Source organism: Pseudomonas kitaguniensis (genome assembly GCF_009296165.1).
Lineage (GTDB): Bacteria > Pseudomonadota > Gammaproteobacteria > Pseudomonadales > Pseudomonadaceae > Aquipseudomonas > Aquipseudomonas kitaguniensis.
The window spans coordinates 1-23,461 of record NZ_VUAZ01000006.1; the positions used below are offsets into that span (position 1 = coordinate 1).

The following is a 23,461-nucleotide window of genomic DNA, read 5'->3' on the forward strand; positions in this document are numbered from 1 at the left end:
CATTGTTGAGCACTTTCGCCGGGTCGATATACAGCGTTTGCGTAACAAGTTGATCGAGAAGTTCTGTGTAGAGGCGGGCGGGCCATGTACCTATACCGGAGACGGTATGGCTGAGGTGCATAAGGGCCAGAAGGTCAGTCGCAGTGATTTTAATGCGCTGGTGGAGGACTTGATCAAGGCGATGGACAGCGAAGGTATCGCAGTGCCCGTGCAGAATCGGTTAATAGCGCGGCTGGCGGCGCTGCGCGGTGAAGTGATCGAACACTGATCCCAGTGTGGCTTCAATCCCCAAGCAGACTGCATTCAAAAATGTGGGAGCGGGCTTGCTCGCGATGCAGGCACCTCGGACCATCAGGCATACCCAGTTGAGGCCATCGCGAGCAAGCCCGCTCCCACAGGTTCAGACCACTTCCAGGTACGAGCTGTGAATCGCCCGTGCCAGCTCGCGCACGGTGTCGATAAAGTCAGTCAAACGGCTGTGCAACCCGTCCTCAAGAATCTCATCAATCCCGGTGTACCGCAGGCGCGCCTCAAACTCGGCCGCGAGGCGCTGCGCCGTGCGCCCATAACTGCCCGGCAAGTCTGCCAGGATATGACTCAACGCCTCAATGCACGCATGCAACGAACGCGGCACGTCGCTGCGCAACAGCAGCAACTCCGACACCGAGCGGGCGTTCAGCGCGTTCGGGTACAACTGGGTATACGCCTCAAAAGACGACAACGCCCGGAGCAGGGCGCTCCACTGGTAATACCCCCGCGCCGACAGGTCGCTGACTTCTTCCGACTCCTCGCCAAACATCTCATAGCGCGCATCCAGCAGGCGCAAGGTGTTGTCCGCCCGCTCAACAAATGTGCCCAGGCGAATAAACCGGTAAGCGTCATTACGCATGATGGTGCCGGAGGTAGCGCCGCGGAACAGGTGCGAGCGCTGCTTGACCCAGTCACAGAAGTGGCTGATGCCATGGCGCGCCAGGCCGCCGGCGGCGATGCTGCGCATTTCCAGCCAGGTGGCGTTGAGGTTTTCCCACATGTCGGCGGTGATTCGCCCGCGTACCGCGTGCGCGTTGCCTCGGGCGGCGCGCAGGCAGTTGTAAATGCTTGCGGGGTTTTCTTCGTCAAGGGCGAAGAAGTGCAACATGCGCTCGGCGTCCAGTTGCTGGTGCCGCTCCAGGTAGTTGTCCAGCGTACCGCTGCTGAGCAACGACATCGCCAATTCGTCGAGGCCATCGCTGCGCCCGGCCTGCGGCATCAACGACAGCGAATAGCTGACTTCGAGCATGCGCGCGAGGTTTTCGGCCCGCTCAAGGTAACGCGACATCCAGTACAGATCTGCGGCGGTTCTACTCAACATACTCAGCCCTCCACCACCCAGGTGTCCTTGGTTCCGCCGCCTTGCGACGAGTTGACGATCAACGAGCCTTCCTTCAGTGCCACGCGGGTCAGGCCGCCGGGCACCAGACGGGTTTCCTTGCCCGAGAGCACAAATGGCCGCAGGTCGATATGCCGTGGCGCGATGCCGTTTTCGACAAACGTAGGGCAGGTGGACAGGCACAAGGTCGGTTGGGCGATATACGCGTGCGGGCGTGCCTTGATGCGCTGGCGGAAGTCCTCGATTTCGGCGGCGCTTGAAGCCGGTCCCACCAGCATGCCGTAGCCGCCGGAGCCCTGAGTTTCCTTGACCACCAGTTCCGGCAAATGCGCGAGTACATGCGACAGTTCATCGGGCTTGCGGCATTGGAAGGTCGGCACGTTTTGCAGCACAGGTTCTTCATCCAGGTAGAAGCGGATCATTTCGGGCACATACGGGTAGATCGATTTGTCATCGGCCACGCCGGTGCCGATGGCATTCGCCAACACCACATTGCCAGCGCAATAGGCGGCCACCAGCCCCGGCACGCCGAGCATCGATTCAGGGTTGAACGCCTGCGGGTCGAGGAACGCGTCGTCGATTCGCCGGTAAATCACGTCCACCGCCTTGGGGCCGTCGGTGGTGCGCATGAACACCTTGAGTTCGTGCACGAACAGGTCGGCGCCTTCGACCAGTTCCACGCCCATTTCGCGGGCGAGAAACGCATGCTCAAAGAACGCGCTGTTGAAGCGTCCGGGCGTCAGCACCACCACATTCGGGTTGTCGAGGCGGCTGGCGCTTTTCAAGGTGCTGAGCAGCAGGTTGGGGTAGTGGTCGACCGGCGCGATGCGCTGTTTGGCGAACACTTCCGGGAACAGGCGCATCATCATCTTGCGGTCTTCGAGCATGTAGCTCACGCCACTGGGCGTGCGCAGGTTGTCTTCGAGCACGTAATAGGTGCCATCGCCATCGCGCACCAGGTCGACCCCGGAAATATGCGAATAGATGCCGCGATGCAGGTCCAGCCCGACCATCGCCTTTTGGTAACCCTCGTTGCCCAGCACCTGATCGGCAGGAATGATGCCAGCCTTGATGATGCGCTGGTCGTGGTAAATGTCCGCGAGGAACATGTTCAGCGCGTTGACGCGCTGGATACAGCCGCGTTCGATCACGCTCCATTCACTGGCGGGAATACTGCGCGGGATGATGTCGAAGGGGATCAGGCGTTCGGTGTCTTGCTCGTCGCCGTAGAGGGTAAAAGTGATCCCCGCGCGGTGGAACAGCAAATCGGCTTCGCGGCGTCGCTGGGCCAGCAGTTCCGGCGGCGTATTCGCCAGCCACCGGGAGAAATCCTGATAGTGCGCACGGCAAACGCCATCTGCGTCATTCATTTCATCAAAGAAAGATCGAGCCATTCCAGTACCTTGTCAGTGCCGAGGGTTGCGCAGGTGGCACTGCCGCTTTAAAAAACGCATTTTTTTATGAGCCCGTGGCTGATCGTGCCACTGGGCCTGGTCCTTACTTTCTTATGGAGTCGGCTCTGGGTCGGCGGGTAACGATTGCTCCTGTAACCGGGCAGATGAATGGATTAAGCAATGCGTGTGCCGAAACGCGCTTGGGCGCGCGGATTGGGTGGCAAGCGGGCTATTGTGGCGAGCCCGCTCTACCTGACAGCTCGCTCGCCACAATGGGTCATTGTTCAAAATGACCCAAAAGGGTGCGCGAACAACTTGAACTTCTTGCACAGCCGGTTCTTCTAACGAGTCCAGTACCTGCATGGAGCACGGCTGTGCCCAGAATTATTTCCCCCAGCACGCCTGAGTCGGCTTTGGACGACCACAGCGAGCACAACGCCAAGATCTTCGGTTCGCCCAAGGACCGGCTCGACTTCTATCGCCGTGAAATCCAGTACGAAACCACCATTTTGGCCAACCGCACCGACGCCTACCTGACCGCGCAGTCGTTTCTGGTCATTGCCTTCGTCTCGGGCATGGGCAACCTCAACCCGGAATGGGGCAAATTGTTCACCGTGGTGGTGCCGGTATTTCTCGCGGCACTGGGGGTGCTCAGCTCACTGAATGCCTGGCCGGGCATCCGTGCGGCCTATGACATCATTGACCATTGGCACTTCAAGCAGAGCGAGTTGCTGCGCAGCGAGCCGTTGATGGGCATGGCCTATGACGAGTCGCCGCTGTTTTCCGAGGTAGAGTCCTCGCACAAGGGTTACCGCAAGTCCCTGTTGTTCTCGGTGCGCACGCCGTGGATCTTCATGGTGTTCTGGGTGGTGCTCGGCGCCTATGCGTTCTATATCCAGGTGGACAACCCCGGCTCATAAATCGTTGGAACTTCATGGCCTCACGCGCACCCTTATAGTTACGCAGGCGGTGTTTTCCGAGCCTGCGAAGAGGTGACCCATGACCACAAACAACGATCCGCAAGTCAGCAACCGCAATGACCCGGCCATCGATGGCGGTGAGCCGCGCCCGGCACTGCCGCCGATGCGCCCAAAGACCCAACACCCGCCAGCGACCCCAAAGCCCGCGAAAACGACTACAGTCCAGACTTCAAGCCCGAGCCTGAGGCCAAGCCTGAAACCGATGCCGATATTGATACCCAAGGCGGGTAGAGGAGACGCTCATGTCCAAAGAACTCGACGACGAACTCAACGATCCGGGCAACGAAGACCCGGGCTCGTTGATGGATGATGCAGAAGTGCCGCTCAACGATCTGGACGAAGCGGCAGACGTAGGCAACAGCGAGAATCAGGACTGATTTTTCACCTGGGCACGTCGTTCATACCACACCAGCATCGGCTGGGTACTGAGGCCATGAACGACGATGCTCAAGGCGATCACCGAAATCGTAAGGTTCACCGCCACCGCACTGCTGGTGCCGATCAGCCCGTGGTTGAGCGCGTAGAACAGGTAGTAAATGCTGCCGATGCCGCGAATCCCGAACCAGCCCATCAAGCCACGTTGTCGCCAGTCGATCAGGCTGCGCCAAGGCATCGCCAGCACGCTGACCGGTCGTATCACGCAAAACAGCAGCGCGGCCACCGGCAACGCGCGCCAGTCCCAGTGGCTGACCAGCACAATCCCCAGCAGCGTGACCAGGAACACCTCCATCGAGCGCTCCACCAGGCTGCCGAACGAAAGCATGTCGCCCATCATCACACCCGCGGCGATCTGCGTGTCCGCGAGTTCACTCACATCACCTTTCAGTGCTCGCTCCGGCGGCACTTCCAGATGGCCCACCACTGGCAGCGCCAAATGCTCCGACGGCGTTTCAGCGTTGCCAGTGGACCGGAACTCCGCTTGGCGCAAGCCCAACCCTGCGGCGAACACCGACAGAAACCCATAACCGCCCACGGCCTCCGCCGCGACATACGCCAGGGCAATCAGCGCCAGGGTCAGGTAATCGTTGGGCGACAAGGTGCTGTCCGCGTTGGTGATGCGCATCCACAAGGCCACGCGCCCGATGCCGCGGCCCATCCAATAGCCGATCAACAAGCCCGCCGGCACGGCCCACAGCAAATTCTTCAGCACCCAACCGCCGAACCAGTCACCGTCAAACCCGCCGTGCTGCATGAACAACAGCGCGAAAATCACAAAGGGGAACGCCGTGCCGTCGTTCAAGCCGGCCTCACCGGACAAGCCAAAGCGCAGCGCGTCGTAGTCCTGCGCATTGTTGACTTGAACCAGCCCCGCCAACACCGGGTCCGTCGGCGCCAGAATCGCCCCGACCAGCAGCGACACGCCCCAAGACAACTCGAACAGATAATGCAGCGCCAGGCACACGCCGAGGATGGTCAGCAGCATCACCGGCCCGGCCATGCCAAACGCGATGCGCCACGTGCGATGCGCGAGCGGCAGCCGCAGTTTCAGCCCGCTGACGAACAGCGAAAACAGCACCGCCACTTCGGTAAGGTGCTCCATCCAGCGTGCGGAGCCTTTGATGTCCAGCTGCAACAGGTCCACCCCGAGTGGCCCGATTGCCACGCCCAGCAACAGGCACACCGCCGAGGTGGTCACCGGCATCCAGCGCAAATAGGAGGAGGTGAGGGCGAGTGTCAGTAACACGGCGCCCAATACGGCCAACCATAAAATAAACGTCATCGAACATGCACCGCGGCCGTGATCTATCCAGCTTGGAGGACTGTGGCCGGGCGCAGGTTCAATGTGATTGGTTCAAGCGCTTGCCGCGCGATGAACTGACATATTTCGAGTGTATTCTGGCGAGCGCGATAAACAATCTGATCGGGCCGCAGGGGGGCGCCGCCGCCAGGCGTTAACCCCACGACAGGGATGTCTGCGACAAAAATAACTGACATCCCCGTACGTTGAGGTTTTTTGCATGAAGCGCAGTACCGTGTTCAAGATCGCTGGTGTGTTGCTGTTGGCCGCGGTTTTAGTCGGGTTTTGGACGTGGCGCGGCAACCCGGATGCCTTGTGGCATATCGTCAGCCGGCAGTGTGTGCCCAATCAGCAACAGCAGCAAAAACCCGACCCGTGCCTGGCGGTGGATCTGGACCGCGGCTACGTACTGCTCAAGGACCGCCAGGGGCCACTGCATGTCTTGCTGATTGCTGCCGACAAAATCACCGGCATCGAAGACCCGGCTCTTGGCCGTGGGTTGCTGCCGCATTACGTTGCTCAGGCTTGGCGCCACCGCGACGTGTTGTCCAGCGGGTTGGCAAGGCCGGTGCCGGATCAGTATGTGGCGGTGGCGATCAATTCGCGTTATGGGCGCTCGCAGAATCAGTTGCATGTGCACATTGCGTGTTTGCGCGCGGAAGTGTTCGCCGCCATTAATCAGCCGCGTAACGGGCTTGATGAGCAGTGGCGGGTGCTGCCTGTTCAGCTAATGGGGCATACCTATAGCGGCCGCACGCTGTCGGCGGCGCAGGCAGAGGGCGTCGACCCGTTGGCGCTGTTGCGTGACTATGTTGAGAGTCGCAGTGACGCTATGAGCCAGTACGGTTTGCTGATGGCCTCGCGCGTTGACGGCAGCGTGGTGTTGTTGACCACGCAGGTGTCGCTGACCGAGCTGAACCTGGGCTCGCCTGCGGAGTTACAGGACTATCACTGCGGTTTGTGGCTGCGCTGAGCGCGGTCTTTAATAGCAGGGCTTTTATTGTGGGAGCGGGCTTGCTCGCGATAGCATCAACTCGGTGTACCTGATGTACCGAGGTGCCTGCATCGCGAGCAAGCCCGCTCCCACAGACCTCTCCCACAGGCCGCTCCCACCGTTGATAGCAGTTGGGTTCAATCCTCCACCAGTCGCTCCAGCAGCAATCGCTCCAGCGTCGCTGGCGGCAATGGCCGGCTAAACAGATACCCCTGAATCTGGTCGCACCCCGCATCCTTCAAGAACGCCAATTGCGCCTGTGTCTCCACGCCCTCGGCCACTACGCGCAGGTTCAGGCTGTGCGCCAATTCAATGATGGTGCGCGTAATCGCCGCGTCCTGCGGGTTGGTCGTCACCTCGCGGATAAACGCGATGTCGACCTTCAACGTATCAATCGGAAAGCGCCGCAGATACGCCAGGCTCGAATAGCCGGTGCCGAAATCATCGATGGAAATCTTCACGCCCATGTCCCGCAGTCGCTCCAGGCTGGCGATGGTGTGCTGGGTGTTTTCCATCAGTGAGCTTTCGGTCAGTTCAACCTCCAGCCAATGCGCCGCGACCCCGGTTCGCGCGAGGATGCAGGCAATATCGGCGATCAGGTCGCCCTCGATCAACTGATGGCCGGAGACGTTGACCGACACTTCGACTGCGCCGATCGCGCCGCTCTGCCACTCGGCAATCTGTTGGCACACGCTGTCGATGACCCAGCGCCCCACCTTCACGATCAACCCGAGGCTCTCCAGTATCGGCACGAATATCGCCGGCGACACGGCGCCGTAGCCCGGCCGCTCCCAACGCAACAATGCTTCGAGGGCGCATATGCGGCCGCCCGCCAGTTCAATTTTGGGCTGGTAATGCACGCTGAAATTGCCCAGTTCAACCGCCTTTCGCAAATCCGCTTCCAGCTCCTGGCGGGCCAGGTCATGCACATTCATGCTGGCCATTTCGCCGGTTTTTAGGTGCAGTTGTTGCTCCAGCATCAGGCTATGGCTTTTAAACTGATCGCCGCGTGCTTTAAGTCGCAGCAGGTTGCGCACCCGCAGCCACAACTCGACGCGCTCCACCGGTTTGCTGATGAATTCCTCGGCGCCGCTTTCGAGCCCGCTGACGCGCGCGCTCGGGTCGCTGAGGGCCGACAGCATAATGATCGGAATGTTGGCGGTGGCTTCGTCGTTCTTTAATTGGCTGGCGACTTCGTAGCCGTCCATGCCCGGCATCATAATGTCCAGCAGGATCAGGTCAGGCGGCGTTTGCGCCACCAATAACAGCGCCTCCTCGCCGCTGCTCGCCGTCAGGGTCAGGTAGCCCTCGTGTTGCAGGAGGGTTTCCAACAGCTTGCGAACCTGTGGTTCGTCATCAACGATCAACAGTGTGGCGGGAGGGCTGGCCATGGAGACGACTCATATAAGGGGGCTGATATTCTTTTGCAGCAGGGTATCAATGACCTGATACAACTCTTTGTAGCGCAGCGGCTTGATGATGTAGGCATCGCACCCGGCCAGTCGGGTCTTTTCGCGGTCTTCCTTCATGGCCATGGCGGTCAGGGCGATCACCGGGATATGCGCGGTGTTCGGGTCTTGCTTGAGCAGTTGGGTGGCGGCCAGGCCGTCCATCCCGGGCAATTGAATATCCATCAGGATCAGTGCCGGTTGTTGCTCGCGAGCCAGGGTCAGGCCGGTTTCGGCATCTGCGGCCCATAGCACCGTGTGGCCCGCATTCTCCAGCAACAGGCGCGCCAGGCGCATGTTTGCCTGGTTGTCTTCGACGATCAGGATTTCGGCCATACAGCCTCCGGTGCACGGTGCAGCGGCAGCCACACCACAAAGCGAGTGCCCAAACCTGCGCGGCTGGCCACTGCAACGCTGCCGCCGTGTAGATCGGTCAGTTGCTTGACCATTGCCAAGCCAAGGCCTGTGCCTTCAAATTTACGCGCCAGGCTGCTGTCGATCTGGCTGAACGCTTTGAACAGCTTGCTCATGTCGTCTTCGGCGATGCCGATGCCGGTGTCGCTGACACTCAGCTCCAGAAACTGCGTGTGTGCGCTGGGCTTCAGCGCGAAGCCGTGGGCGGGCCAGTCGCCGGGTGTTTTGCCGACCTGTTCGCGGCTGACTTCACGCACCGCCAGGGTCACGCTACTCCCGTGTTCACTGAACTTCACCGCATTGGCCAGCAGGTTATAGATGATTTGTTTGGTCTTGCGCAGGTCCAGTTCGAGGGTGCCGAAATCGCGCTCGCTGTCGAGCTTCAACTGGATACGCTGCAGCGCGGCTTTTTCGCGCACAATCAACAAGCTGTTGGCCAGCAACCCGGCGAGCTCCACGGCCTCCAGCTCCAGGTCCATCATCCCGGCTTCAACCTTGGACAGGTCGAGAATATCGTTGATCAGCGACAGCAAGTGCTGGCCGCTGGTGAAGATGTCGCCGATGTATTCGCGCTGCACCTCGCTCATGTCGCCGACCAAGCCATCCTTCAACGCCTCGGAGAAGCCAATCACCGCGTTCAGCGGCGTACGCAACTCGTGGGACATGGTGGCGAGGAACTCGGACTTCATGCGGTTGGCGTGCTCCAACTCCAGGTTCTTTTCTTCGAGTGCGCGTTCAAACCCTTTGCGCTCGGCTTCTTCCTGCTTGCGCGCGGTGTTGTCGGTGCCGATCAGCAGGTAGCCAATGATTGTGTCGTGGCGGTTGCGCAACGCGGTCACCGAGACCATGGCCGACAGGCGGCTGCCATCCTTGCGAATATAGGTCAGTTCGTAAATGTCTTCGATGCCGCGCGAGGCCTTGAACACCAGGGCTTCAAAGCCTGGGGTAATCGGTGTGTCGAGCTCCAGGCTGAGGGCGGCGGCGCGGGTAATCAGTTCGGCGGGGTCGGAAATATCGGCGGGGGTGATGCGGTTCAGTACGTCTTCAGCGGCATACCCGAGCATACGTTCGGCGCCGACATTAAAGATCTGGATCACGCCTTTTTCGTCGGTGGCGATGCTGGAAAAATACGCGCTGTTGAAGATCGCGTCTTGCAGTGCGCCGGTCTTCAGCAGGGTCTTCTGCCGTTTGAACTCGACGATTTTTTCGGCCCGCGATTGCGGTTCGGGTGGTTGATCGGTGGGGCTTTTATCCATCGCGGTAGCGTTCCGTGAACTACAGGCCCGCCATCATCAACATGCGATGGCGCAGAGCATACTCACAGAAGATCGCACAAAGGCGACGAGGAGGAGATGAGATTCTTTGACAATAGCAGAGATCATGGCGTTTTGAAGGCTCAACGTGCCGATTAACACCCCAAAAGCACTCAAATGGATATGTTTCGTCAGGACGGTACGCTGTTTGACCATACGATCAAGGCATCAGAGCGCCAAGCTCGGCAAAAAGCCTGTGAAACAGGCATATTTTGCATTTGCGTGAGGGGTGAAACGTTTAATCAAACGATAAACGGCACACGCAAGCGCTTGCGTAACGAAATGTATCTGCCTTAGAGTCGGCAGCACTCGACTACAAAAATAATAATTCCAGGAGCTCATGATGAGCCTCGAACCCTTGCTTGAGATGCAGGGCATCAGCAAAACCTTCAACGGTTTGCGCGTGCTCAAAAATGTCGGCCTGAAGGTCTACCCCGGCGAAATCCACGCCTTGATGGGGGAGAACGGCGCCGGCAAATCGACCCTGATGAAAATCCTTTCCGGCGCTTACCAGGCCGACCCCGGCGGCGAAATCCGCATTGACGGCCAGCCCGTCGCCAGCTTCGACCCCGCCACCGCGAAAACCCTCGGCATTGCCGTGATCTATCAGGAACTCAGCCTGTGCCCGAACCTGAGCGTCGCTGAAAACATCTACCTGGGCCGCGAACTGCGGCGTGGCTGGACCATCGACCGCAAGGGCATGCAAGCCGGTTGCGTGGAAGTGCTGCAACGCCTGGGCGCCGAGTTCAAACCCGGCACAGCGGTCAGCAGCCTGTCGATTGCCGAGCGCCAGTTGGTCGAAATCGCCCGCGCCCTGCATGCCCACGCCCGAATCCTGGTGATGGACGAGCCCACCACGCCGCTGTCATCGCGTGAGACCGACCGCCTGTTTGCCCTGATCAAACAACTGCGCAGCCAGGGCTTGGCGATTATCTATATCAGCCACCGCATGGCCGAGATCTATGAGTTGTCGGACCGCGTTTCAGTGCTGCGCGACGGCCAATACATCGGCGAACTGACGCGCGATGCGCTGTCGGCCGAGGTGTTGGTAAAAATGATGGTAGGCCGCGACCTTTCCGGTTTCTACAAGAAGGAACACGCCGCCTATAACCCCGGCAACGTGGTGATGCGCGTGCGCGACATGGCCGATGGCAAACGCGTGCGCAACTGCAGCTTCGACCTGCACGTGGGCGAGGTGTTGGGCATCGCCGGGCTGGTTGGGGCAGGGCGCACGGAGCTGGCGCGGCTGATCTTTGCCGCCGACCCGCGCACCTCGGGCACCCTTGAAGTGGTCGGCAAACACGTGACGCAACTGCGCACTCCGGCCGATGCGATTCGCGCAGGCGTGGTCTACCTCACCGAAGACCGTAAGGCCCAGGGCCTGTTCCTCGACATGAGCGTGGCTGACAACATCAATGTGTGCGCGTGCGTGCCGGATGCGCACGCCGGTGGTGTGCTGGATCGCGGCCATGCTGCGCAACGTTCGGATGACGCGATCAAGTCGCTGTCGATTCGGGTGGCGTCGGGCAAGGTCAATGTCGGCGCGTTGTCCGGCGGCAATCAACAAAAAGTGCTGTTGGCGCGGCTGCTGGAGGTCAAGCCGCATGTGCTGATCCTCGACGAACCGACGCGTGGCGTCGACATCGGCTCCAAGTCCGAGATTTATCGCATCATCAATCAACTGGCGCTGGCGGGTGTCGGCATCGTGGTGATCTCCAGCGAGCTGCCGGAAATCATCGGCACCTGCGACCGTGTGCTGATCATGCGCGAAGGCCAGTTGGTGGCCGAAGTCGGCGGCGCCTCCGGCCAGGTAATTTCCCAAGAACGTATTATTGACCTCGCCACCGGTGGCGATCAGGTGGCTGCCCATGGCTGATTCAAACAACAACACGCTGACTGTTGCGCCGATTGGCAAAGCTGAGCGTATCCGCGAGTTGATGCGCACGGTCGGCATGTTGCCGGTGCTGGTGCTGTTACTGGTGGGGTTTGCGCTGGCCAGTGAAAACTTTTTGACCGTGCAAAACCTCTCGATCATCACCCAACAGGCCTCGGTCAACGTGGTACTCGCGGCGGGCATGACCTTTGTGATCCTCACGGCGGGCATTGACCTGTCGGTCGGCGCGATTCTCGCCGCGTCCGCCGTGGTCGCGTTGCAGGCCTCAATGTCGCCGCAGTTCGGCATGTTCGGAATCGCCGCCGGGATCGGCTTCGGCCTGTTGCTGGGGCTGGTCAACGGCGGGCTGATCGCGTTCATGCGCCTGCCGCCGTTTATCGTGACGCTCGGCGCGCTGACCGCCATGCGTGGCCTCGCGCGATTGCTGGCGGATGACAAAACCGTGTTCAACCCCGACCTGCCGTTCGCCTTTATCGGCAATGACTCGATCCTCGGCGTGCCATGGCTGGTGGTGATCGCCGTGGCGGTGGTGGCACTGTCATGGTTCATCCTGCGGCGCACGGTCATGGGCGTGCAGATTTACTCGGTGGGCGGCAACCCGGAGGCGGCGCGGCTGTCGGGGATCAAGGTGTGGAAGGTGCTGCTGTTCGTCTACGCCATGTCCGGCGCCCTGGCCGGGCTCGGTGCGGTGATGAGCGCCTCACGCCTGTTCGCCGCCAACGGCCTGCAACTCGGCCAATCGTACGAGCTGGACGCGATTGCCGCGGTGATCCTCGGCGGCACCAGTTTTACCGGCGGCGTCGGCACCATTGGCGGCACGCTGATCGGCGCGCTGATTATCGCTGTGCTCACCAACGGCCTGGTGCTGCTGGGGGTTTCGGACATCTGGCAGTACATCATCAAGGGCATTGTGATCATCGGCGCGGTGGCGCTGGATCGCTATCGCCAGTCCGGCGCCCGCACCTGATTTCACTAAAACAACAATCACAAGAGAGACCCACATGAACTTCAAACGCCTGTTTCCCGTTATTGCCCTGGCTGCCTTGGTCGCCCAAAGCGCAGAGGCCCGCGAACTTAAAGCCGTGGGCATCAGCATGGGTTCGCTCGGCAACCCTTATTTCGTGACGTTGGCCGACGGCGCCACGGCGCGCGCCAAAGAGCTGAACCCCAACGTCAAGGTGACGTCGGTGTCGGCGGACTATGACCTGAGTAAACAATTTTCGCAGATCGACAACTTCATCTCGTCCAAGGTCGATTTGATCCTGATCAACGCCGTCGACCCGTCGGCGATGGCCTCGGCGATCAAAAAAGCGCGGGACGCCGGTATCGTCGTGGTGGCCGTGGATGTGGACGCCAAAGGCGTCAACGCGACCGTGCAAACCGACAACGTCGAAGCCGGCAAGCTGGCTTGCCAGTACCTGGTGGACAAGCTCTCGGGCAAGGGCAACGTAATCATCCAGAACGGCCCGCAAGTCACTGCGGTGACTGACCGTGTCAAAGGCTGCAAAGCGGCGCTGGCCACTGCGCCGGAGATCAAGGTGCTGTCCGATGACCAGGACGGCAAAGGCTCGCGCGAAGGCGGCTTGAACGTGATGCAGGGTTACCTGACACGCTTCCCGAAAATCGACGGCTTGTTTGCGATCAACGACCCGCAAGCCATCGGCAGCGACCTGGCGGCCAAGCAGCTTAAGCGCAGTGGCATCATCATCACCTCGGTGGACGGTGCGCCAGACATCGAGAACGCACTGAAAACCGACACGCAGATTCAGGCGTCTGCCAGCCAGGACCCGTGGGCCATGGCGCAAACTGCGGTGAATGTCGGCAATGACCTCCTCAACGACAAGGCCCCGGCCGAAGCGGTGACCCTGCTCACGCCAAAACTGATTACCCGCGACACCATCGGCAACTACAGCGGCTGGTCGAGCAAGCATTGATTGATTGACGTAAAGAGGGGCGCGTGGTGGTGACCATGGATGACGTGGCAAGCAGGGCGGGCGTGTCCACGTCGACCGTGTCCCACGTGTTGAATGGCACCCGCAAGGTCAGCCCGGCGACGGTGCTGGCCGTGCAGCAAGCCATTGCGCAGTTGGGGTATGTGCCCAATACGCTGGCGCGCTCGTTGGCGCGGTCGAGCACCAATACGATCGGTGTGGCGATCTCGTCGCTGTCCAACCACTACTTCAGTGAAACCGTGCACGCGATTGAAACCGAGTGCGCCCGGCACGGCTTCATGATGCTGTTTGTCGATACCCACGACGACCCGGCGCAAGAACTTCGCGTAATCACCGCCCTGCATCATCGGCGTGTTGACGGGATTTTACTGGCACCGGCAGCCGGTTCCATCGCGTTGGCGTATTTGCAGGCCAACCAGATTCCGGGGGTGCTGGTAGACCGCATGCTGGACGCGCCGTTTGATCAGGTTGGGGTGGAGAACACCGCGTCCACCCACGCCCTGGTCACGCACCTGGTTGAACACGGGCACCGGCGTATCGGCTTTATTGCCGGGCGCGCGGGGTTGGGCACGACCGATGAGCGCGTAGCGGGTTATCGGCAGGCGTTGCAGGCGGCGGGGCTGGCGTTTGACCCGCAACTGCTGGTCAACGGCGGTTCCAACAGCCAACCGGCGCGCGCGGCCACTGAGCAGTTGCTGGCCTTGAGCGAACCGCCGACGGCGATCATGGCGGGCAACAACATGATGACCCTCGGCGCTATGCATGCGCTGCGTGACGCACATCTGGATGTGCCGGGGGACATGGCATTGGTCGGTTTTGACGATTTTGACTGGGCGGATTTTTTCGTGCCGCGCCTGACTTTGATCGCCCAGCCGGTCAAGCAACTCGGCGCGCGCGCGGTGCAACTGTTGCTGCAACGCATGGCGTCGCCCGACGCTCCCGTTCAACGTGTGCGCCTGGCGCCCAGCGTGCAGTATCGAAATTCATGTGGCTGCAGCTGATTGGAATAACCGCGTATGAACAGTCCCGTTTCTCTTGGCATCGACCTCGGCACCTCAGAACTCAAGGCGATCCTGATGGACGCCAGCGGCGCCGTGCTGGCGCACGCCGGTGTGCGTTTGAGCGTCTCCCGGCGTCACAGCGGCTGGTCTGAACAGGCGCCCGAAGCGTGGTGGCAGGCCTGTTTGCAGGCACTTGATGAGTTGCGCGCGCACCCAGCGTTTGCGCGCGTGGCGTGCATCGGCCTGTCGGGGCAAATGCACGGCGCGGTGCTGCTCGGCGCGGATGACCGCGTGCTGTACCCGGCGATTCTCTGGGATGATTCGCGCGCGGCTGGCTGCGCCGAACAGCTCGGGCCAGGCTTTGCCGAGGTCACCGGCAGCTTGCCGATGGCCGGGCTCACGGCGCCCAAACTGCTCTGGCTGCAACAGCATGCGCCTGAGGTATTCGAGGCGATTGACTGCGTGTTGTCGCCCAAGGATTACCTGCGTTTGCGCTTGAGCGGTGAACGCATCAGCGAGATGTCGGACGCCGCCGGCACGCTGTGGCTGGATGTGGCGCAGCGTCAATGGTTTGCCCCGATGTTGCACGCCACAGGCCTTGTGCCGGCGCAGATGCCACGGCTGGTCGAAGGCGGCGAAGTGAGTGCCTGTGTCACGGCGGCGATGGCGGCGCAATTGGGCTTGGCGCCTGGCGTGGTGATCGCCGGCGGCGGCGGCGACAACCCGGTGGCGGCCGTCGGTATCGGCGCGATCAACGCCGGTGATGCGTTGATTACCCTCGGCACCAGCGCGGCGATTGTCGCGATCACCGACCATGCCGCAGGCAACCCCGCCAGCGCCGTGCACAGCTTCTGCCACGCGCTGCCAAACCGCTGGTACACCATGGGCGCGCTGTTGGCCGGCGCCAGTTGCTTGCGCTGGGTCACGCAATTGACCGGCACGCCGGATGAGCAAACCTTGTTGGTCCATGTGCAGGCGCAGTTGCCAATGGGTGCGCCGGTGCCGCTGAACACGCCGCTGTTTCTGCCTTACCTCGCCGGTGAACGCACGCCGCATAACGACCCGTTGCTGCGCGGTGGGTTTATGAACCTGGGCCACGACTGCACCCCGGCAATGCTCGGTTATGCGGTGATGGAAGGCGTGAGTTTTGGCTTGCTGGATGCTTTAAACGCGGTGCAAACGGCAGGTGCCAACGTCGGTGCCTGTGCGCTGGTCGGCGGCGGGGCACGCAGCGAGTATTGGGCGCAATTGCTGGCAAATATCCTGCAGCGAGAGGTTTTCACCTTGCACGGCAGTGAGCTTAGCGCGTGTATCGGCGCGGCGAAGCTGGGGTTTATGGCGATCGGGCAGGGCGCGCAACTGCTGGAAACCGGTATGCCGGTCAAGACGCGTTACCTGCCAGACCTGCGACAACAGCCGGTGCTGGCGGCGCGTTATCGCAAGTTTCAGGGGTTGCTGAGCGCGGCCAAAGCGCTGCAAGACTGACCATTCAGGGTGTGTGAATAGGGGCAGGCGCCCCTGGTTCCTTGGCGAAGTGGGCGTGTTGTTACATCTGAAACTGCTTCAGCAACCGGTTCAAGTCGAGCGCGAGGTTGCTCAGTTCCGACGTTGCAATCGCCGTTTGACTAGACCCCTGCGCCGTCTGGCTTGACAGGTCACGGATGCTGACCAGGCTGCGATCCACTTCCCTGGCCACCTGGGCCTGCTCTTCCGACGCGGTCGCAATCAACACATTGCGCTCGGTGATATTGTCGATCGATTCGGTTATTTCGACCAACGCGGCGCCCGCGCCTTGAGCCGTATCCAGCGTTCGCTGAGCCTGGGCATTGGTGTGGGTCATTGCCGACACCGCCGCGCCAGTGCCTTTTTGAATCGAGCTGATCATCTGCTCGATCTCGCTGGTTGACTGCTGCGTGCGGTGCGCCAGCGCTCTGACTTCATCGGCCACCACTGCGAAACCTCGACCGGCTTCACCGGCACGCGCGGCTTCAATGGCGGCATTCAGCGCGAGCAAATTGGTTTGCTCGGCGATGGCCCTGATCACGTCCAGCACCTTGCTGATGTCGGTCGCCATCACCTCAAGCCCTTGCACTTCCCGGGAAGCGGCTTCAACGTTGCCGACCATCAAGCTGATTGCCTGCACGGTTTCATCCACGCGGGCACGCCCCGCAAGCGCTGCGCTATTGGAGCGGTTGGCAGCTTGCGAGGCGGCGGCGGCGTTTCTCGCCACTTCTTCTACCGCTGCGCTCATCTCGGTGACGGCGGTGGCTGCCATCTCGACCTCGTTATTCTGGCGCTGCATGCCTTTGTTCGCGTCCTCGGTGACGGCATGCATTTCTTCAGACGTCGACGCCAACTGATTAGACGAATCGGCGATCGAGGAAAGCGTATTGCGCAAACCGTTTTGCATGGCTTTCAGCGCCAGCATGAGCCTGGCAACTTCGTCGCGCCCTTGCACCTCGATGACTTCGCTGAGGTCGTTTTTGGCAATGCGCTCAGCGATGGCGAGCGACTGGCTGAGCGGGCGGGTAACGCTGCGGGTATACAGCAGCGCAAGCACAATTGCCGCCAATGTGCCGATCAAGATAAACGCAGTCACGATCAGTGTGGACTGTTCGTAGCTGCGCGTGGCGTCATCGCCAGCCTTTTTAGCCTTGTTGTTGTTCAGCTCAATCATCTGTTTGATGGAGCCTTCTACGGTGTCAGCCGATTGCTTCATCGCCTCGCTGGATAATTTAACCGCGTCATCCAGGCTGTTGGCTGCGATCAGCGCCAGGTATTGCTCCTGTACTTGCTGATAACTGGCATAGCGCTCCGACAGCTCAGCAAAAAACTGTTTGCCAGCAGGCGTTACGATCAGTGGTTGCAACGTCGATAGCAGATCGAGGATGTTTGCCCGGGCTTTGTTGAGGTCCACCAGCGCTTGCGTTTTGCGAATGGCTGGCTCGATAGGGTTGCGCAGCCGTGAGTTTAGGCCGCGTATGTTAGTGAATTCCTTGTCAACCTGGCCCAGCAGGGCAATGCTCGGCACGACGTTGGTTTCGACGAATTTTTCAGCAGTGTTTAAGATTGAGGCCTGTTTGAGGGCAATCAGCCCCTGCGCAATAATCATCAGGCAGAAAAACCCGAAGAACAGGGCAGAGCGCGGGGCAAGGTTTAGTTTACGTAACATGATAGAGAGCCTCTTTTTGTGGTTATCTCTATTTCGTCGCACCCATAATTGCCTTAAGTACCGCTCGTCGGAGGTGAGCGGTTAATGGCTTTTTAGTGGCATTTAAAATATTACAGAATGTAACAGCGCCAATTTTGCTGCCCCGGCAGCCCTCGCATTCCCTATCGCCTTACATCATGCCTCCGTCAGCGGCGGCAGTCGGCGTTTGACCGGGGTTTTCTTGACAATGGCAGTGTTGGTTTCTGCATACGCGTTAAGGCGGTCGAGCAGGGTGTCGAGGTGGTCCATCGTGCGCACGTGCAGGCGCGCGATAAAACAGTCCTCACCCGTGACCTTGTCGCACTCGGTGAACTCGGGGATCGCCTGGATCTGGCGCTCTACTTCCTGCAACTTGCCCGGCAAAGGCCGAATGCGCACGATCGCTTGCAGCAAGTAGCCGAAATGCGTGGGGTCGATGTCGACGGTGTAGTGCGTCAGCACGCCGCGCTCTTCAAGGCGGCGCAAGCGTTCGCCGACGCTGGGCGATGACAGCCCCGTGATGCCCGCCAAGGCCTTGAGCGACAAGCGCGAGTCTTGCATCAGGGCCGAGATCAGCTGCTGGTCGATGGTGTCAATCATGCTTTGTGCCTAATAAGAAAAGGTCAAACAACGGTTTTGCCTTGTTTAGTCGCTGGAGCGGTCGACCGCCAGATTGCCATAATTGTGCCTCATCCGAGGAGCATCAATTATGCACAAAGCAGTTCGTCGAGGTTCGTGGGAGATGGTCGCCGCTATGCTGATCTCAGGCACCATTGGCTGGTTCGTGCTGGTGTCGGGTGTGTCGGTGATCGAAGTGGTGTTCTGGCGCTGCGTGATTGGCGCGCTGACGTTGTTGTGGGTGTGTGCGTTGCTGGGTTACTTGCGGCTCGACCTGATCACCTCGACCCAATTCGCCTTGGCGATGCTCAGCGGCGTGGCCATCGTGGGTAATTGGCTGCTGTTGTTTGAATCCTATTCGCGCGCGTCGATTGCCATTAGTACCGCGGTGTACAACGTGCAACCGTTTATGTTGGTGATGCTGGCGGCGGTGTTTCTCGGTGAAAAGATCACGCTGCAAAAACTCACATGGCTGGGCGTTGCGTTCTTGGGCATGTTGGCGATTGTCACCGCCCACGGCGAGCAGCAAAGTGGCGCGGCTGATTATCTGGCCGGCGTGTTGCTGGCGCTGGGCGCGGCATTTTTGTATGCGATTGCAGCGCTGATCATCAAGCGCCTGAAGGACGTGCCGCCGCACTTGATGGCGTTGATCCAGGTGGTCACCGGCGCGGTGTTGCTGGCGCCGTTAGTGCCCTGGAACAGTTTGCCCACAGCCTCAAATAGCTGGGCGGCGCTGATCACGCTGGGCGTGGTACACACCGGCTTGATGTATGTATTGCTGTACGGTGCGATCCAAAAGCTGCCCACCGCGATTACTGGAGCGCTGTCGTTTATCTACCCGGTTGCGGCTATTTTTGTCGATTGGATTGCCTTCGGCCATCGCCTGGGCTGGCTGCAATGGCTGGGGGTGGCGGCGATTCTGTTGGCGGCTGCGGGGTTGCAGCGGGGCTGGACGCTGCCACGCAGGCCTGCTGTGGCCAGCAGGCCTCTGTGATCAGCGAGCTCGCCATAGCAGGCCCGCTTTTCAGTCAGTGCGGTGCGCGGCTGATGGTCTTGAGCAGATCATCCGGGCTGATGTGCCCCACCACGCTGCCCGGTTGCGGCAACCCAAGGATGTGCCCCTTGATCTTGCCCACCACATGCATCTCGCACGGCTTGCAGTCGAACTTCAAGGTCAGCACTTCGTCGCCATGAATCAACTGCATCGGCGCCACTTTGGTTTTCACGCCGGTCACGCCCTTCGCCTGTTTTGGGCACAGGTTGAACGAGAAACGCAGGCAGTGCTTGGTGATCATCACCGGCACTTCGCCGGTTTCTTCGTGGGCTTCGAAGGCGGCGTCGATCAGCTTCACGCCGTGACGATGGTAAAACTCGCGCGCCTTCTGGTTGTAGACGTTGGCCAGGAACGACAGGTGCGCTTCGGGGTACACCGGCGGCGGCGAAGTCTCGGCCTTGCGCCCACCGCGCGGGTGAGCGGCGATGCGTGCAGCGGTGAGTGCTTCGATCACTTCGCGGCGCAATGCCTTGAGCTGCGAATTGGGGATGAAGAACGCCTGCGGTGCATCCAGCTCGACAGCGGTGGCGTGGTACTCGGTGGTGCCGAGCTGGCCGAGCAGATCGCGCAAGGTGTCCAGCGCCTGTTCCGGCTTGTTCGCCACGCCGAACGGGCCGGGCAGGGTAACGCTGGCGCTGATGCCTTCTTCGCTGGTGGCGGTCACGTGCAACTGGTCTTCGCGCAAGCGAGCGGCCCACGACAAGCCAATACGGCGCTCGGCCGAGGTTTTCTGCAGGGCTTGCTGCCAGTTATGGTCGAGGTTGCGGTTCAGCGGGTGGTTGGGGCGCAACTGATGCAGGCCGGCCGGCATCTCATTCGGTTCGACGCGGTAGCGGTAACGCTTTTCGCCGTCTTCTTCGAACTCGCCTTTAGGCTCGGCGATGTTGGCGCGAAAACCCACCACTTCGCGTTTTACCAGCACATTCAGGCCGTCGCCGTTGGACAGCGGCTCATGGGTGACCACTTGCAGGTCGCGTTTGCCGGCTTTTTCTACCACGCCGACCGGCAGGCCGGTGAAGGTCGGGGTATCGAAGGCGCCAATATCGATCTTGCGGTCACTGACAAAGTAGTCAGTGCTGCCACGGTGGAAGGTTTTTTCCGGGTCGGGCAGGAAGAAGTGCGCGGTACGCCCGCTGGACGCACGGGCCAGGTCTGGGCGGTCTTCGAGGATTTCGTCGAGGCGCTGGCGGTAATAGGCGGTGATGTTCTTCACATAGCCCATGTCTTTGTAGCGGCCTTCGATCTTGAACGATCGCACACCGGCATCCACCAGCGCGCGCAGGTTGGCGCTCTGGTTGTTGTCTTTCATCGACAGCAAGTGTTTTTCAAAGGCGACCACGCGGCCTTGGTCATCTTTCAAGGTGTACGGCAGGCGGCACGCCTGCGAGCAGTCGCCACGGTTGGCGCTGCGGCCATTCTGCGCGTGCGAGATATTGCACTGCCCGGAGAACGCCACGCACAAGGCGCCGTGAATAAAGAACTCGATGGCGGCGTCGGTTTCGTCGGCAATCGCGCGAATTTCCTGCAGGTTCAGCTCGCGGGCCAATACCAACTGCGAGAAACCGGCCTGGTCGAGAAACTTCGCGCGGCCGAGGGTGCGGATGTCGGTCTGGGTACTTGCGTGCAGCTCAATCGGCGGAATATCCAGCTCCATCACGCCCAAGTCCTGCACGATCAACGCATCAACGCCAGCGTCATACAGCTGATGGATCAGCTTGCGCGCGGGTTCCAGCTCATTGTCATGCAGGATGGTGTTGATGGTGGTGAAGACGCGGGCGTGGTAACGCCGGGCGAATTCGACCAGTTGAGCAATATCGCTCACCTCGTTACACGCATTGTGGCGCGCGCCGAAGCTTGGGCCGCCGATGTAGATGGCGTCGGCGCCATGCAAGATAGCCTCGCGCGCGATGGCGACATCGCGGGCAGGGCTGAGCAATTCCAGGTGATGCTTGGGCAAGGACATAGTTTTTTTAGTCAGGCTTGTCACGGTTGAGGTGCGCATTATGTGGCAGCTGGCGAGCTTTAGCGAGACTGCCAGCGTCAGCACGCTTTTGTGGGAGCGGGCTTGCTCGCGATGCAGGCAACTCGATACAGCAGGCATACCGGGTTGATGCTATCGCGAGCAAGCCCGCTCCCACAATTCAGGCCTTGGCGGCCATCGCGGTGACTTCCACGCGCATGCCGTCAACGGCCAGGGCGGCGACGCCTACCGCGGCGCGAACCGGCCATGGCGTGGCGAAATAGCGTTTGTAGACCGCGTTAAACGCAGCGCGGTCGGCCATGTCGGTGAGGTAGATGGTCAGGTGCATCACGCGGTCCATCGAGCTGCCGGCTTTTTCCAGCGCAACCTTCAGGGCTTGCAGGGTGCATTCGCTTTGCAGCGTTATATCGCCAAGCTCCAGGCTGCCATCGGCGCGGGTCGGGATCTGGGTAGACACCAGAATCCCGTTGAAGCCAATAACGTCGGAGGAAATCGAGTCGGCATCGGGGTCGGGGGTGTAGCTCAGGTCGTGGTTGGCCATGTTGTGTTCCTGGCGGAAAAAAGAGTGCCAATTTAACCACAGACGCCGCGTACAACCTTACGTTTGCGGGGTTGCAACGCCGGGTAGCCAGCGAATATTTGACGTCAATTAATAATTATTTTTTACCCATCAAGTCGCCTCTTTACCGGTCGATAGCCAACTGGAACACCTGGATTTTCCGCACGGCAGAGGCGACGTCATGTTCAACAAAAAACTCAAAACAGAACTGGCGGCCAGGAGGGCCGACGTTACCGAGTACAAAGGACTGATTGCTGCACTCGAGCGCTCCATGGCCGTGGTCGAATTTGACCTTAACGGCAAGGTGTTACGCGCCAACGATAACTTTATGAGGACGATGGGTTACACCGCCGATCAATTGGCCAGCAAGTCGCACCGTGACTTTTGCTTGCCGGCGCTGACCAACAGCCCTGCGTATACCGAGTTCTGGCGCGAACTCAAAGCCGGGAAGTTTGCTTCCGGCACGTTCAAACGTGTGCACAGCAGCGGCCGCACGGTGTGGTTGGAGGCCAGCTACAACCCGGTGCTGGATGAGCGCGGGCAAGCCATGAAAGTGGTCAAGTACGCGTTGGACGTGACCGACAAGGTCGAACAGGAAGCCGTCACTCGCAGCAAACTGACGGCATTGGATCGCGCCATGGCGGTGATCGAATTTGACCTGAACGGCCAGGTATTGGACGCCAACCCGAACTTTTTGCAGGTGATGGGTTACGCGTTGGCCGAAATCAAAGGCAAGCACCATCGTCTGTTTTGCGAACCCAGCTTGATCAACAGCAGCGAGTACGCCGATTTTTGGCGACGCTTGAACAACGGTGAATTTTTTACCGGGCAATTCAAACGCCTCGGCAAGCATGGCCGGGTCACGTGGCTGGAGGCCAGTTACAACCCGGTGTACGACGGTGAAGGCAAGCTGGTGAAAATCGTCAAGTTCGCCAGCGACATCACCGAGCGCGTCGAAAAGTTCGAAGAAGATTCGCGCGGTGCCTCTCGGGCGTACCATATTTCCTCCGAAACCGAGCGGTTCGCCGAGCACGGCACACAGGTGATCCAGGACACCGCCAGTGAAATGCGCCGGATCGCCGATAACATCGGCACCTCGGCAAAGCTGGTGGGCCAGTTGGGCGAGCGCTCCGAGCAAATTACCGCCATCGTCAACACCATTCGCGGCATCGCCGACCAAACCAACTTGCTCGCGCTAAACGCCGCCATCGAGGCTGCACGCGCAGGTGATCAGGGCCGTGGTTTCGCGGTGGTGGCGGATGAGGTCAGGCAACTGGCCGGGCGCACCAGCCGCTCTACGGCAGAAATTGCCGAGATGATCGGCATGATCCTCTCGGAAACCCGTGACGCCGTGACCAGCATGAACGCCACCCAGGAAGGCGCGCAGCGCGGCGTCAGCCTGGCCGACCAAGCGGGCTCGGTGATCTTGCAAATCCGCACCAGCACCAGCGATGCCGTCGAAGCGGTGAGCATGTTTGCCTCCAAACTGGATGAGTCGGAGGTGATTCCCAAAAGCGCTGTTGGCTGGGTAGGGTAGAGCCGGCCCATTAACTGCGCGCGCG

The 23,461-nt window shown here is 60.4% G+C and carries 20 protein-coding genes and 3 pseudogenes; 13 read left to right on the forward strand and 10 right to left on the reverse strand.

Features of this window, described 5'->3' with window-relative positions; translation table 11 throughout:
* The coding region (locus F0169_RS01290) for a group I truncated hemoglobin (RefSeq protein ID WP_172979275.1) at positions 1-268 on the forward strand (268 nt) is incomplete at its 5' end.
* Between the two features lie 132 nt (positions 269-400).
* Here F0169_RS01290 and F0169_RS01295 read toward each other — a convergent pair.
* Together F0169_RS01295 and F0169_RS01300 are read right to left on the reverse strand one after the other, a co-directional pair.
* Entirely contained in the window at positions 401-1,351 is a 951-nt protein-coding gene (locus tag F0169_RS01295; protein WP_152745220.1) for an alpha-E domain-containing protein, read from the reverse strand.
* A 2-nt stretch (positions 1,352-1,353) separates the two neighbouring features.
* Positions 1,354-2,763 carry a circularly permuted type 2 ATP-grasp protein gene (locus tag F0169_RS01300; RefSeq protein ID WP_058411557.1) on the reverse strand — a complete coding sequence of 470 codons (1,410 nt, stop codon included), beginning with the start codon at positions 2,761-2,763 and terminating at the stop codon, positions 1,354-1,356.
* 374 nt (positions 2,764-3,137) lie between these two features.
* Between F0169_RS01300 and F0169_RS01305 the strand changes: the two genes are divergently transcribed.
* The 3 genes and pseudogenes from F0169_RS01305 to F0169_RS28020 all read left to right on the forward strand — a co-directional run bounded on the left by F0169_RS01305 (position 3,138) and on the right by F0169_RS28020 (position 4,120).
* Entirely contained in the window at positions 3,138-3,683 is a 546-nt protein-coding gene (locus tag F0169_RS01305) for a hypothetical protein (protein WP_058411556.1), read from the forward strand.
* A gap of 79 nt (positions 3,684-3,762) precedes the next feature.
* Positions 3,763-3,974: pseudogene (locus tag F0169_RS27620) on the forward strand (hypothetical protein).
* A gap of 11 nt (positions 3,975-3,985) precedes the next feature.
* Entirely contained in the window at positions 3,986-4,120 is a 135-nt protein-coding gene (locus F0169_RS28020) for a hypothetical protein (RefSeq protein ID WP_256586744.1), read from the forward strand.
* Here F0169_RS28020 and F0169_RS01315 read toward each other — a convergent pair.
* Complete coding sequence (locus tag F0169_RS01315) at positions 4,111-5,463, reverse strand: cation:proton antiporter (RefSeq protein WP_152745221.1); 1,353 nt, start codon at positions 5,461-5,463, stop codon at positions 4,111-4,113. The genes F0169_RS28020 and F0169_RS01315 overlap by 10 nt on opposite strands.
* Before the next feature lie 238 nt (positions 5,464-5,701).
* On the opposite strand from F0169_RS01315, the gene F0169_RS01320 reads away from it, so the two are divergent.
* Positions 5,702-6,454 carry a CDP-diacylglycerol diphosphatase gene (locus tag F0169_RS01320; protein WP_152745222.1) on the forward strand — a complete coding sequence of 251 codons (753 nt, stop codon included), beginning with the start codon at positions 5,702-5,704 and terminating at the stop codon, positions 6,452-6,454.
* 158 nt (positions 6,455-6,612) lie between these two features.
* On the opposite strand, the gene F0169_RS01325 is transcribed toward F0169_RS01320, so the two are convergent.
* Genes F0169_RS01325 through F0169_RS01335 form a run of 3 tightly spaced genes read right to left on the reverse strand, consistent with a single transcriptional unit; the run spans position 6,613 to position 9,593 of the window.
* Entirely contained in the window at positions 6,613-7,866 is a 1,254-nt protein-coding gene (locus F0169_RS01325; RefSeq protein WP_152745223.1) for an EAL domain-containing response regulator, read from the reverse strand.
* A gap of 9 nt (positions 7,867-7,875) precedes the next feature.
* Positions 7,876-8,259 (reverse strand): response regulator, encoded by a 384-nt coding sequence (locus tag F0169_RS01330; protein ID WP_058411551.1) that lies wholly within the window; start codon positions 8,257-8,259, stop codon positions 7,876-7,878.
* On the reverse strand, positions 8,244-9,593 hold the full coding sequence (locus F0169_RS01335) for a sensor histidine kinase (RefSeq protein WP_058411550.1): 1,350 nt from the start codon (positions 9,591-9,593) through the stop codon (positions 8,244-8,246). The genes F0169_RS01330 and F0169_RS01335 overlap by 16 nt, the downstream gene beginning before the upstream one ends.
* Before the next feature lie 400 nt (positions 9,594-9,993).
* On the opposite strand from F0169_RS01335, the gene F0169_RS01340 reads away from it, so the two are divergent.
* Genes F0169_RS01340 through xylB form a run of 5 tightly spaced genes read left to right on the forward strand, consistent with a single transcriptional unit; the run spans position 9,994 to position 15,982 of the window.
* On the forward strand, positions 9,994-11,526 hold the full coding sequence (locus F0169_RS01340) for a sugar ABC transporter ATP-binding protein (RefSeq protein ID WP_058411549.1): 1,533 nt from the start codon (positions 9,994-9,996) through the stop codon (positions 11,524-11,526).
* Positions 11,519-12,511 carry an ABC transporter permease subunit gene (locus F0169_RS01345; protein WP_058411548.1) on the forward strand — a complete coding sequence of 331 codons (993 nt, stop codon included), beginning with the start codon at positions 11,519-11,521 and terminating at the stop codon, positions 12,509-12,511. Before F0169_RS01340 ends, F0169_RS01345 begins: the two co-directional genes overlap by 8 nt.
* 34 nt (positions 12,512-12,545) lie before the next feature.
* Positions 12,546-13,478, forward strand: coding sequence for an ABC transporter substrate-binding protein (locus F0169_RS01350; RefSeq protein WP_152745224.1), 933 nt, complete (start codon positions 12,546-12,548; stop codon positions 13,476-13,478).
* A 26-nt stretch (positions 13,479-13,504) separates the two neighbouring features.
* Complete coding sequence (locus F0169_RS01355) at positions 13,505-14,497, forward strand: substrate-binding domain-containing protein (RefSeq protein ID WP_172979293.1); 993 nt, start codon at positions 13,505-13,507, stop codon at positions 14,495-14,497.
* Positions 14,498-14,512: 15 nt separating this feature from the next.
* Positions 14,513-15,982, forward strand: a complete 1,470-nt coding sequence (xylB, locus tag F0169_RS01360; protein ID WP_152745226.1) for a xylulokinase — start codon at positions 14,513-14,515, stop codon at positions 15,980-15,982.
* A gap of 61 nt (positions 15,983-16,043) precedes the next feature.
* On the opposite strand, the gene F0169_RS01365 is transcribed toward xylB, so the two are convergent.
* Together F0169_RS01365 and F0169_RS01370 are read right to left on the reverse strand one after the other, a co-directional pair.
* Complete coding sequence (locus F0169_RS01365; RefSeq protein ID WP_172979294.1) at positions 16,044-17,672, reverse strand: methyl-accepting chemotaxis protein; 1,629 nt, start codon at positions 17,670-17,672, stop codon at positions 16,044-16,046.
* A 171-nt stretch (positions 17,673-17,843) separates the two neighbouring features.
* Complete coding sequence (locus F0169_RS01370) at positions 17,844-18,287, reverse strand: Lrp/AsnC family transcriptional regulator (protein WP_152745228.1); 444 nt, start codon at positions 18,285-18,287, stop codon at positions 17,844-17,846.
* Positions 18,288-18,396: 109 nt separating this feature from the next.
* Between F0169_RS01370 and F0169_RS01375 the strand changes: the two genes are divergently transcribed.
* Positions 18,397-19,299 (forward strand): DMT family transporter, encoded by a 903-nt coding sequence (locus F0169_RS01375; protein ID WP_152745229.1) that lies wholly within the window; start codon positions 18,397-18,399, stop codon positions 19,297-19,299.
* 34 nt (positions 19,300-19,333) lie between these two features.
* Here F0169_RS01375 and F0169_RS01380 read toward each other — a convergent pair whose 3' ends face one another.
* Both F0169_RS01380 and F0169_RS01385 read right to left on the reverse strand, forming a co-directional pair.
* Entirely contained in the window at positions 19,334-21,322 is a 1,989-nt protein-coding gene (locus F0169_RS01380) for a peptidase U32 family protein (protein ID WP_152745230.1), read from the reverse strand.
* A gap of 178 nt (positions 21,323-21,500) precedes the next feature.
* Complete coding sequence (locus tag F0169_RS01385) at positions 21,501-21,881, reverse strand: RidA family protein (RefSeq protein WP_058411541.1); 381 nt, start codon at positions 21,879-21,881, stop codon at positions 21,501-21,503.
* A 199-nt stretch (positions 21,882-22,080) separates the two neighbouring features.
* On the opposite strand from F0169_RS01385, the pseudogene F0169_RS28230 reads away from it, so the two are divergent.
* Together F0169_RS28230 and F0169_RS28235 are read left to right on the forward strand one after the other, a co-directional pair.
* Positions 22,081-22,848: pseudogene (locus F0169_RS28230) on the forward strand (PAS domain-containing protein); the annotation flags it as partial.
* A 111-nt stretch (positions 22,849-22,959) separates the two neighbouring features.
* Positions 22,960-23,436, forward strand: a pseudogene (locus tag F0169_RS28235) (methyl-accepting chemotaxis protein); the annotation flags it as partial.
* Between the last annotated feature and the right edge of the window lie 25 nt (positions 23,437-23,461).